Consider the following 11,325-nt stretch of genomic DNA (forward strand, 5'->3'; position numbering starts at 1 on the left):
CGTGGGCATGCGGCCCCCCGCAGGTTTACCCTCTCTGTCCAGACGCAGTCGAATCCTGTTGGTGGTGGCCGTAATTGTGGCGGCGCTGCTACTGGTGGGCCCGCGACTGATCAGCATGTACACCGATTGGTTGTGGTTCGGCGAGGTCGGTTTCCGAGGTGTCTTCACCAAGGTTCTGCTGACGCGTGTCCTTCTCTTCCTCGTGGTGGGTGCCATCGTCGGTGCAATCGTGTGGTTGGCGATGTTGCTCGCGTACCGAGCTCGTCCGGTTTTTGTACCGGTCTCGGGACCGAATGATCCCATCGCTCGGTACCGGACCACTGTCATGTCGCGTCTGCGACTGTTCGGTGTGGTCATTCCGATTGCAATCGGACTGCTGTCCGGATTGATCGCTCAGGCGAACTGGGTCACGATCCAGTTGTTCTTCAACGGCGGAAAATTCGGAGTCACCGACCCGCAGTTCAATCTCGACGTCAGCTTCTACACCTTTGATCTGCCGTTCTACCGCTTCGTTCTGAACTGGTTGTTCGTCGCGATCCTGCTGGCGTTCTTGGCGAATCTGCTCACGCACTACGTCTTCGGTGGTATTAAGCTGTCCGGTCGCGCCGGAACGTTCACCACAGCCGCCCGCGTTCAATTGGCCCTGCTTGCAGGAACTTTCGTGCTCCTCAAGGCCGTTGCGTACTGGCTCGATCGTTACTCGTTGCTCTCGAGCGATCGCAAGGAACCCACCTTTACCGGCCCGGGCTACACCGATATCAACGCGGTGCTTCCGGCCAAACTGATCCTGCTGTCCATCGCGGTTATCTGCGCGTTGGCGTTCTTTGCCGCGATCTTCACGAGAGACCTGCGGATTCCGGCCATGGCCGTGGCGCTGCTCGTTCTCTCGTCGGTGCTCGTCGGTGCGGTATGGCCGATGATCGTCGAGCAGTTCTCGGTCAAGCCGAACGCTGCCGACAAGGAAAGTACGTACATCGAGCGGAACATTGCCGCAACCAGACAGGCGTATGGAATCACCGACGACAAGGTGACGTACGAGCCCTATTCGGGCAATGGCGACGCCATCCCCCGGGAGGTGCCGGCAGACGTCACCACGATTGCGAACGCTCGTCTGCTCGATCCCAACATCCTTTCGCCCACGTTCACTCAGCAGCAGCAGCGTCAGAACTTCTACGGCTTCCCACCGTCGCTGGACATCGACCGCTACGACGTCGACGGTGCAAAGCGCGACTACGTCGTGGCGGCGCGTGAGCTCTCGCCGAACAACCTGCAGGGCAACCAGACGGACTGGATCAACAAGCACACCGTCTACACCCACGGTGACGGCCTGGTTGCGGCTCCCGCGAACAAGATCACGGCTCCTGTCCTCGATCCCACCAAGGACAATGCCAACAACAACAACGCCGGATACCCGATCTACACGGTCAGTGACATTGCGTCGCAGGCTGCCGGAACTCAGGTCATCAAGGTCGACCAGCCGCGCGTCTACTACGGCGAGGTCATCGCTGAAGGTGCCGCGGACTACGCCATCGTCGGTGGCGGCGGATCCGAGCCGCGCGAGTACGACACCGAGTCGACCAAGTACACGTACACCGGATCCGGTGGAGTTCCGATCGGGAACTGGATCAACCGCCTCGCATTTGCTGCCAAGTACACCGAGCGCAACATCCTGCTGTCCAGCGCAGTAGGAGCCGATTCCAAGATCATCTACAACCGTGACCCGCGCGATCGCGTCGGCCAGGTTGCACCGTGGTTGACGACGGACGGTGACGCCTATCCGGCCGCTGTCGACGGCAAGATCGTCTGGATTGTTGACGCGTACACAACTCTCGAGAATTACCCCTACGCTCAGCGCAGTTCGCTCGATGGCCTCGTAGCCGACAGCGTCGACGCCACCACGGGCCGACTCCTTCCCAAGAAGGAAGTCTCGTACATCCGTAACTCGGTGAAGGCGACGGTCGACGCCTATGACGGCACGGTGACGCTGTACCAGGTCGACGACAACGATCCTGTCCTCGATGCATGGAAGGGTGTGTTCCCGAACACCGTCAAGCCGCAGAGTGACATCTCGGAGGAATTGCGTGCGCACTTCCGTTACCCCGAAGACCTGTTCAAGGTTCAGCGCGAGATGCTGGCGAAGTACCACGTCGACAACCCGACGGAGTTCTTCACCAACAACGCTTTCTGGTCGGTACCCAATGAACCGACGGTCGAGGGTTCCAATCAGAACGAGCCGCCGTATTACGTGATGGTCGGTGATCAGAAGACTGGTGAGCCGACGTTCCGACTCACCAGCCCGATGGTCGGTTTCCGCCGCGAGTTCCTCTCGGCGTACATCACGGTGAATTCCGATCCGAAGGACTACGGCAAGATCACGGTGCTGCAGTTGCCGATCGACAAGCAGACTCAGGGACCGTCGCAGTCGCAGAACTCGATGATCTCGGATCCGCGGGTGGGTTCGGAGAAGTCGCTCTTGGAGCGCACCAACACGATTCAGTACGGAAATCAGTTGGCGTTGCCGATTGCACAGGGTGGCATCCTGTATGTCGAGCCGATGTATACCAAACGCAGCAACGCCAGCACTTCGTTCCCGCAGCTTTCTCGAGTTCTGGTGAGCTACCAGGAGTCGGCCAAGGCCGGAAGTCGTGTCCGAATCGGATATGCGTCCACATTGGCTGAAGCTCTGGATCAGGTCTTCGACAACGGTGGAGCGGCCGGCGCGGCTACCGCACCAGGTGGAACGGCCACGACTGAACCGCCGTCCGGTACCGAGACGCCTACTACTACTCCGACGGCACCGGCTCCGCCGGCTTCCTCAGATGCCGTAGCAGCAGCTTTGGCAGAGGTAAACGCAGCAATGGGTGCATTGAAGTCGGCGCAACAGGGCGGAGATTTCACTGCGTACGGTGCAGCGTTGGATCGACTGCAGAAGGCAGTGGACGCGTACCAGGGGCTGCCGAAGTAGTTCTCGGCCAGTCAAAGCGTGAATGCCCGCTATCCGAATTCGGATAGCGGGCATTCACGTTTGTGGAGATCGTTGATGAAGAACCGATCAGCGAAGTGCAGCGAGCACCTGCGGGTTGGCATCGGCCAACTGCTGGAACTGAGCGCTGAAGCCGTACTGCTCGGCCAACTGGCGAGCGGAGTCGTAAGCCTGCTGTGCGGCGGGCTTGAACTCGGCCGGGATCTGGAATGCGGCGACGGGAGCTTCGACGGGAGCCGGTGCGGCTTCCGGTGCCGGTGCCGGTGCCGGCGCCGGGGCCTGCTCGGTGGCGACAGTCAGACGCTGGCCGCACGTGGGCCAGGCGCCGGGGCCCTGCGACTGCAGGGTGTTCTCGGCGACGCGGATCTGCTCTTCCTTGGATGCGTGCGCGGGGGAGCCGGAGCCACCGTTGGCGGTCCAGGTGCTCTGTGAGAACTGCAGGCCGCCGTAGTAGCCGTTGCCGGTGTTGATGCCCCAGTTGCCGCCGCTCTCGCATTCTGCGACGCCGTCCCAGTTGTGGGTGGCTGCGGAGGCGGTACCGGTGGAGATGGTGAGCGGTACGGCGACGAGTGCGCCGGCTACTGCCAATGTGCCGAGTGCACGCTTGCTGATGCTGGTGTACGTCATGCGGGGTAAATCCTCTCCGCGCTTGCTGACAACGGCGGGCCTGCGGGTCGAAGATCGTGCTTTCTTCCCGGGCGCTTCTCTCTCCGTGTCTCTGCCCCTCGAAGGTTTCGGGGGTTTCGATCCCGCGGGGCAGAGTAGGGCAGCGGCGGGTCGGCGTTCGCCCGGTTGATTCGGGCCGGGATCGACCGTACGGGAGTCAGGTTGAAGGTTCACTTCACGGTTTTCGGGGGCGACTGTCCGGTATCTCAGCCTCAAATTCGGACAATCGCCAGGTCAAATGACGGCGATGCGGTTTCGAGGCAGGTTCGTTACATGCCTGTTATGTGGGAATGCTCACGGGGAAACTGTGAAGCCGATCACCGGATTTTTGCGATCGTCGGACGAAATTCCCTTTGATCCAGGCGATTTGCATTCCGTTCACCGGCTCGTGTAACTTTATCCATGCATCGCGGGGTGGAGCAGCTCGGTAGCTCGCTGGGCTCATAACCCAGAGGTCGCAGGTTCAAATCCTGTCCCCGCTACTAAAGAAAGAACCGCCACACTGGAATCCAGTGTGGCGGTTTTTTGTTGTCTGCTCTGTGTTGTGGCCAGAGGCGTTGTGGCCAGAGGCGCTCAGTCTTCGGTGATCGGCATCTCGATCAGTACGCGGCGTAACAACTTTCCGGTGGCATTGCGCGGGAGTTCGTTGATGAAGACGATGTCGCGGGGCACCTTGTAACGCGCCAAGTTGGAGCGGACGTGAGCTTTGAGGTCTTCGGAGTTCTTGTCCACTCCGGGGGCGATGACAACAAACGCTCGCAGGCGGTGCCCGAAGTCCGCGTCCGGCACCCCGATCACTGCCGCTTCCAACACGTCCTCGCGGTCGGCGAGTAGGTTCTCGACCTCGAGTGGATAGACGTTCTCGCCTCCCGAGACGATCATGTCGTCGTCGCGGCCGTCGACGAAGAGCAGGCCGTTGGCGTCGAAGTGTCCGACGTCGCCGGTGGAGAGGAGACCGCCGATCCGTTCCTTGTCCCGACCGTCGGTGTACCCCTCGAAGCTCAACCCGCTGGCGACAAAGATCCGTCCGATGGTGTGGGGTGTGGTGATCTTTCGGTTCTTTTCGTCGAACAGTTCGACGTGGCATGTCACCGGAGCGCGTCCGGCCGTTCCGGGCGCAATTGTCAGATCTTCCGGCGTAGCAACGGTGGCGACGGCCACCTCGGTGGATCCGTACAGGTTGTAGAGCACGTAACCGAAGGATGCAGTCACTCGCTTACACAGATCGGGGGACAGTGACGCCCCGGCCGAGAAGATGATCTTCAAGTTCGACGTGTCGTACTTAGATAACACCGCGGGTCCGAGGTCGATGATGCGTTGCAACATCGTCGGTACTACGACGAGGCTGTCGCATTTATGTTGCGCCACAAGCTTGACGGTGTTTTCGGGATCAAATTTCCGATGCATCACGACGGTCTGGCCCAAACCCAGCGCGAGTGCGAACTGGGAGACGCCGGTGCCGTGGAATGCCGGTGCTGCCATCATCATGGTCTGGCCGCGGCGTAGCGGGACGCGATCGAGGAACTGCGCCGACGCCAACGGCGACGTATGCCCGCGGGGCGCTCCCTTGGGTGTGCCCGTGGTGCCGCTCGTGAGAAGGACGAATCCGCCGTTCGTTGCGGGTGCCGGGACTGCGGAAGTGCCGCGCCCGGCAATGGCGTCGTCGAGGGAGCGAACGGTGGACGGCTCGTCTTCTGCCCAGGAACGGTATTTCTTCACGCTGGTCGGGAGCGCATCGGCGATGTCGGCGAATTCGTCGTCGTAGACAAACGCGACGACCTTTTCCCGGGCAGCCACGTCGACCAGTTGGGGACGGGCGAATCCGGTGTTCATCAGTACCAGCTTGGTGCCGTTCTTGGCGGCCGCCAGCATCGTGAGCACCAGGCCACGGTGGTTGCGGCACATTGCACCCATCACCGAATCGGCGGCGATACCTTCGACCTGCCACGCCCGGACCAACGCGTTACTCTGCCGTTCCAGTTCTGCATAGGTAATCGGTCCGCGTTCGTCGATGATGGCCACGGCATCGAGGCCGTTCTCGGCGTGCGCGTGTACCGGTCCGGCAAAGGGTCCGTACTTGTCCACTGCTGCAATGGACTTCAAGCCCTTGTCGATGCGCGGAAACGGAACTAGTCCGGCCCGGATCATGACCACTGCAGCGCCGAGGGTGTCAGTGACTTTGGTGACCAATCCAGGCATCCGTGAACCTCTTTCGGGTGTCGCAGTGGTGCGGTCTTCCACCCTAACGCGCAGATCGCCCCGCCGCGGTGAATCAGCGACGGGGCGAGTGGTAGTGAAACCGCTACTTCAGTTCTGCGGACGACTTTCCGAGCAGTCGACGCGCAATGATGAGCTGCTGAATCTGCTGCGTGCCCTCGAAGATGTCGAGAATCTTGGAGTCGCGGCCCCACTTCTCGAGTAGCGGGCGTTGTGAGTAGCCGTAGGTGCCGGCCAGTTCGACTGCCTTGAGTGTGACGTCGGTACCGGTGCGACCGGCCTTGGCCTTGGACATGGAGGCTTCGAGTGAGTTGGGCTTCTTGTTGTCGGCCATCCAGGCGGCGCGCAGGGAGAGCAGGTAGGCGGCTTCCCAATCGGCTTCCAGGCGGATGAACTCGGCGGCGGCAGCATGCTGGTTGTATACCGGTGTGTCGTAAGAGATCTCGACTCCGGCTTCGGTGAGGATGCTACGAAGCTCCTCGAGTGCGGCGCGGCCGACACCCACAGCCATGGCGGCAACCAGAGGGCGGGTGTTGTCGAACGTCTGCATGACGCCGGCAAAGCCCTTCTCCACGTTGACCTCGGCGCTACCGAGGATGTTGTCGGCCGGGATGCGGCAGTCCTGGAGCAGGAGCACCGCAGTGTCGGAAGCCTTGATGCCCAGCTTGTGCTCGAGGCGGGCGACGCTCAGGCCCGGAGCGTCACGCGGGACGACAAACGACTTGATTGCCGCGCGGCCCTTCGACTTGTCGACCGACGCCCACACGACGATGTGGGTGGAACGCTCACCGGCGGTGACAAAGATCTTCTCGCCGTTGAGGACCCACTCGTCGCCGTCGAGAACAGCGGTGGTGGTGACGGCGGCGGAGTCGGAACCGAAACTCGGTTCGGTGATGGCCATCGAGGCCCACACCTTGCCGAAACGTTCGAGCTGCTCGTCGGTGGACACTGCGGCGATCGCGGCGTTGCCGAGTCCCTGGTAGGGGATCGAGAGCATGAGTCCGACATCGCCCCACGATGTTTCGAGCGAGTTGAGGAGCGCGGACATGTTGCCGCCGTTGGCGTTGCCGCCCTTGGCGCTCGCGTCGGAACGTCCGCCGCTGGCACCGCCGATGTCTCCGCCGGAGTCGGACAGGCCCTCGACCATGGCAGCCATGGTGTCGAGTTCGACGGGGTATTCGTGTTCGGCCAGATCGTATTTACGCGAGATGGGCCGGAAGATCTGAGCCGCGACCTGATGTGCCTGGTTCGCAGATGCTTTGAGCTTCCGGGGAAGTTCGAGATTGATCATCGTGGTTCTCCTTGGAAGGTCAGCGGCGTCAGATAAGGACGATGCCCTCGGCAACGCCGATGGCACGAAGATCGCGGTACCAGCGCTCGACCGGGTGCTCCTTGGTGAACCCGTGTCCACCGAGGAGTTGTACGCCGTCGAGGCCGATCTGCATGCCCTTCTCGGAAGCCAACTTCCGGGCGAGAGCCGATTCACGAGCGAAGGACAGTCCCTGCTCGGCACGTGACGCTCCGCGCAGCGTGACGAGGCGCATACCGTCCAATTCGATGGCGATATTGGCCACCATGAAGGCAACTGCCTGACGGTGACTGATGGGCTCGCCGAAGGCTTCGCGCTCGTTGACGTACGGAATCACGTAGTCCAGGACGGCTTGGCTGGTGCCGACAGCCATCGACGCCCAGCCCAAGCGTGCCAGGCGAATTGCGTCGGCGTATTCGGCCTTGCGCTGATCCGCGTCGCCGTCGCCGAGAAGTGCCGATTCGGAAACCGAGACGTCGGTGAGGATCAAGCGGCCCAGGCCGGCAGCGCGCAGACCCATGCTGGGATCGGCCTCGACAATCAAGCCTTTGGTGTCGGATTCGACGATGAAGAACGACGGCTTGCCGTCGAGTTCTGCGGCGACGATGAAGAGTTCGGAGGTGGCTGCGGCGGGTACGAGGCTCTTGACGCCGTTGAGTTTGTATCCGCTGGGGGAGCGGACAGCCTTGGTCTGCAGGGCAAACGGATCGAACAATGCGCGAGGCTCGTTCACGACGACTGCGGCGCCGGGCACCTGCTCGCCGGTGAAAGCGGGGAGGTACGTCTTCTGCTGAGCGTCCGTGCCCCACTGGGTGAGGGCGACTGCCACACCGCTGGGTGCGAGGATCGGCAAGGCGAGGCCCATATCCCCGTGCGCAAGTGCCTCGGCGACAAGAGAATTGGTCACCGCGCCGCGGTCGGCAGCTGCACCGTCGAGTTCTTCCGGAACGTTGATCAGCGTGATGCCGAGTTCGGCAGCTCGCTTGGAGAGATCCGCGGGAGCCGTGGCCGCGCCGTCGGCGTCGTGTGCTGCCGGACGCAGAATCTCGGACGCGAAGTCGCGAACCGTTTCCACGATCATCTTCTGATCTTCGTCGGGGGTCAGATCGAAGTAGTCGGCGTTCTTGGTGGGGTTGTCGGCCAGACGCTTGGGTGCGTCATTTCCGGCTACCTTCTTGAAGCCGCGAGTGGCGGCACCGAGGGTCTTGAAGCCGGTCTTGGTGCTCTCGTACGTCACGCGATCGATCGTCTGACGCAGGTTGAACTTGTCTGCGAACTCCGAACCGGTGATCTTGGTAAGCACGCGCATGGCTGCGCCCATTGCGTCCCGTTTGATCGGGTTCAGTCCGACGGCGGACGTGTTGCGGGGCTGCGCCGTGGCATGGCTCTTGCTTGGGGCCACACTGTCTTGCTTGGTCATGATCACCAGCTGTTTCTCGGTGTCGGGGCATTGGACGATCACTATCTTACTCAGGAGTAAGGAGTGTTGTCGAGAAACCCCGAGAATTCGTTCTAGGCTCGACTGGTGAAGCGGACTGAAATGCCAGACCGACTCCAGGGATTAGCGCGATACGCGCCACTGGTCTTGGTGCCGTGCTTGCTGCTCGCCAGCACGTATCCGGGGGAGTATCAAGTGCCCGCGTCGTATTGGGCGCTCTCGGTGGCTGCGGCACTGGTGTTCGTGGCAGGTCGCCGGTGGCAGACAACCGCGTCGCTCGCCATCTCGGCTCTGGCTGTTCCGATGTTCGGGGCCGATGCGTGGGGCTTGTCGGAACTTGTCCCGTATCTCGGCGCGGTCGCCGTTGTGGACGTCACCATGCGCGCTGCGCGGCGTGAATTGATCGTGGTCTCTGTGGCAGGTTGGAGTGCTGCGGTCTTGGCCGGCATCTGGTTCGAACCGCACGAGAGTATGTGGTCGGTGACGACGGCGGTGAAAGTGCTTGCGTACGTGGGACTGCCGTTGCTGCTCGGTCTGTATCTGCGTTCGCAACGCGAGTTGGCAGCCCAAGCCGAAGTGCATACCCGCGCAGCCGAGCGAAGTGCTCTCGCGCGAGAACTGCACGACCTCGTCGCTCACCATATGGCATCGATAGTCCTGAGAATTGGTGTCGCTCAACATGTATTGGCACCTCAGGATGAAGCGGTGCAAGAGGTGTTCTCCGATGTGCGGGCGACGGCGTCTGACGCTCTGACTGACATTCGACGTTTGCTGAGCGCACTGCGTGATCCGTCGCTGAGTGAAGTTGCACTGGTGGAACCGAAGGCTGTCGCTTCGGAACTCGAGGCGGCAGTGCAACGGGTGCGGGCCGCAGGATTCGACGTCGACGCGGTCATCGACGCGGACATCACCGGCCTCGACGCGATCGGCAGGTTGACGCTGCTTCGGGTTGTTCAGGAATCGCTCACGAACGTCATGAAGCATGGTGACCCGGCGGCCACCGTTGCGGTATCGGTACGTCGAATTGGCGAGGGCGCCGAAGTGCGCGTGGTCAACTCGGTTGTGGGGCCGCTCCATCAGCCGGGACACGGATTGATCGGAATGCAGGAGCGCGTGCAGTTAGTAGGTGGTTCGATGACCTTCGGCGAACAGGGTGACGGGAAATGGGAAGTGCACGTGAAGATCCCCGGAAGCGACTCGTGATCGGGGTCTTGATCGTCGACGACCAGCGCTTGGTTCGCGCCGGCCTACGGATGCTGTGTGAATCTGCCGACGACATCGAGGTGGTGGCCGAAGCAACGAACGGAGTGGAAGCGATCGCGCTGGCCGCTGAGCTGGATCCGGATGTCATTCTCATGGATCTGCGTATGCCCGGTCTCGACGGAATCGGTGCGACGCAGCAGATCGTCACGTCGGGCCGAGGTGCCAGAATCCTCGTGCTGACCACATTCGACGACGACGATCACCTGTATCCAGCACTCGCGGCCGGGGCGGCCGGGTTCGTGGTGAAGGATACAGAACCGTCCGAACTGTTGGACGGTATCCGCCGAACGGCGGAGGGCGAGATGGTGTTCTCGCCCGAGCTACTGCGCCGTGTCGTGGATCGTGCGATTCTCGGCGGGCAGGCTGAATCCACTGTGGTGGAAGCAGTTCCGCTCACGGGCCGTGAAACGCAGGTTCTCGTGTTGGTCGCCGAAGGCAAAAGTAATCAGGAAATCGCGGATGCACTTCACCTCGGGGTGACGACGGTGAAGACGCACGTGGCGAACCTGATGTCGAAGACGGGTTGCGACAATCGGGTTCGCCTCGCGGTCTACTACCTGCAGAGAGATCAGTGACCCGGCGTATCCATCGGCATGTCCATCTGCATCGGTGTGGCTTTCTGTCCCGGTTCGAGGACGAGGAACTGGCCCATCATTCCCTGGTCCTCGTGCATCAGTAGGTGGCAGTGGAACATGTAAGGAAACGTCGGATCGCTGTACTCGGACCACTTCAAGGCCAAGCGGATTCGGATTCCCGGCGGGGTGTAGATGGTGTCCTTGAGTCCGCGTAGGTGCGGCGGGGGAGTGCGGCCGTCCACGTCGAGGACTTCGAACTGAACGTCGTGAACGTGGAAGTTGTGCGGCCAGTTGTCTCTGTTGGTGATAGTCCACACTTCGGTGGAACCGACTTCTGCCTCGAAATCGATGCGGTTCATATCCATTCGTTGGTTGTTGATCATGAACCACTGGAGATCGAACTCTCGGCTAACGCTTGCTGCAGTCGGATCGAGTCGCGAAATCGTCGCCAGTTTTGCCGGTATTTCCGAACGGGAATCTCGGGTACCGGTTCCGCGCAGTTGCACGATATCGAAGCGATCATTCATGCCGTAACCGGCTGCGTCAGAACGATTCACCCCACCGCCGTCGTCGATCGGGAACGACATCAGAGTCGTCGTGGCTCCGGGGTCGATGCGGACGACGATCTCGGCACGCTCACCGGGGCTGAGCTGAATTCGCTTCGCACTGATCGGAGATTCGAGCAAACCGCCGTCGGTAGCGATCAGATCGAATACCCGGTCGTCGGGGAATCCGAGGTTGTAGAGGCGCCGGGACGAACCGTTCAGCAATCTCAATCGTAGTGTGCCCGTGGTGACGTCGAGGTAGGCGTCGGAGATTCCGTTGGTGACAATGGTGTCGCCGAGCAGTCCGACGTCCGTCGGGTCGGATTCGT

The 11,325-nt window shown here is 61.6% G+C and carries 8 protein-coding genes and 1 tRNA gene; 4 read left to right on the plus strand and 5 right to left on the minus strand.

Translation table 11 applies throughout. The features are described from left to right. The first annotated feature begins 1 nt into the window (after nt 1). Nucleotides 2-2,965 carry a UPF0182 family protein gene (locus tag QM600_RS23815; protein WP_283264047.1) on the plus strand — a complete coding sequence of 988 codons (2,964 nt, stop codon included), beginning with the start codon at nt 2-4 and terminating at the stop codon, nt 2,963-2,965. Between the two features lie 87 nt (nt 2,966-3,052). Here the strand turns inward: QM600_RS23815 and QM600_RS23820 are convergent, their stop codons facing one another. Next, a complete protein-coding gene (locus tag QM600_RS23820; RefSeq protein ID WP_283264048.1) occupies nt 3,053-3,610 on the minus strand; it encodes a transglycosylase family protein in 558 nt (185 codons plus the stop codon). A 447-nt stretch (nt 3,611-4,057) separates the two neighbouring features. Here QM600_RS23820 and QM600_RS23825 point away from each other — a divergent pair. Beyond that, nucleotides 4,058-4,131: transfer RNA gene (locus tag QM600_RS23825), tRNA-Met, on the plus strand. 91 nt (nt 4,132-4,222) lie between these two features. Here QM600_RS23825 and QM600_RS23830 read toward each other — a convergent pair. From QM600_RS23830 to QM600_RS23840, 3 genes are all read right to left on the minus strand, one after another. Beyond that, complete coding sequence (locus tag QM600_RS23830; protein ID WP_283264049.1) at nt 4,223-5,848, minus strand: acyl-CoA synthetase; 1,626 nt, start codon at nt 5,846-5,848, stop codon at nt 4,223-4,225. 103 nt (nt 5,849-5,951) lie between these two features. Further along, the gene (locus QM600_RS23835) at nt 5,952-7,157 is read right to left on the minus strand and encodes an acyl-CoA dehydrogenase family protein (protein WP_283264050.1); all 1,206 of its coding nucleotides are present in this window, start codon (nt 7,155-7,157) and stop codon (nt 5,952-5,954) included. Nucleotides 7,158-7,185: 28 nt separating this feature from the next. Continuing rightward, nucleotides 7,186-8,601: an acyl-CoA dehydrogenase family protein gene (locus tag QM600_RS23840; protein ID WP_283264051.1), complete on the minus strand. Its 1,416-nt coding sequence runs from the start codon at nt 8,599-8,601 to the stop codon at nt 7,186-7,188. Between the two features lie 99 nt (nt 8,602-8,700). Here QM600_RS23840 and QM600_RS23845 point away from each other — a divergent pair, with 99 nt between their 5' ends. Both QM600_RS23845 and QM600_RS23850 read left to right on the plus strand, forming a co-directional pair. Then, entirely contained in the window at nt 8,701-9,816 is a 1,116-nt protein-coding gene (locus QM600_RS23845) for a sensor histidine kinase (protein WP_283264052.1), read from the plus strand. Further along, nucleotides 9,813-10,451, plus strand: a complete 639-nt coding sequence (locus tag QM600_RS23850; protein WP_283264060.1) for a response regulator — start codon at nt 9,813-9,815, stop codon at nt 10,449-10,451. Before QM600_RS23845 ends, QM600_RS23850 begins: the two co-directional genes overlap by 4 nt. Here the strand turns inward: QM600_RS23850 and QM600_RS23855 are convergent. Further along, a partial coding sequence (locus tag QM600_RS23855) for a multicopper oxidase family protein (RefSeq protein WP_283264054.1) occupies nt 10,445-11,325 on the minus strand: 881 nt, incomplete at its 5' end. The genes QM600_RS23850 and QM600_RS23855 overlap by 7 nt on opposite strands.

It is taken from the genome of Rhodococcus sp. IEGM 1379 (assembly GCF_030056815.1).
GTDB lineage: Bacteria > Actinomycetota > Actinomycetes > Mycobacteriales > Mycobacteriaceae > Rhodococcus_F.

Coding starts and splice junctions, on each gene's coding strand:
- QM600_RS23820 (WP_283264048.1), bottom strand. CDS start 3,610: ATGACGTACACCAGCATCAGCAAGCGTGCACTCGGCACATTGGCAGTA.
- QM600_RS23830 (WP_283264049.1), bottom strand. CDS start 5,848: ATGCCTGGATTGGTCACCAAAGTCACTGACACCCTCGGCGCTGCAGTG.
- QM600_RS23835 (WP_283264050.1), bottom strand. CDS start 7,157: ATGATCAATCTCGAACTTCCCCGGAAGCTCAAAGCATCTGCGAACCAG.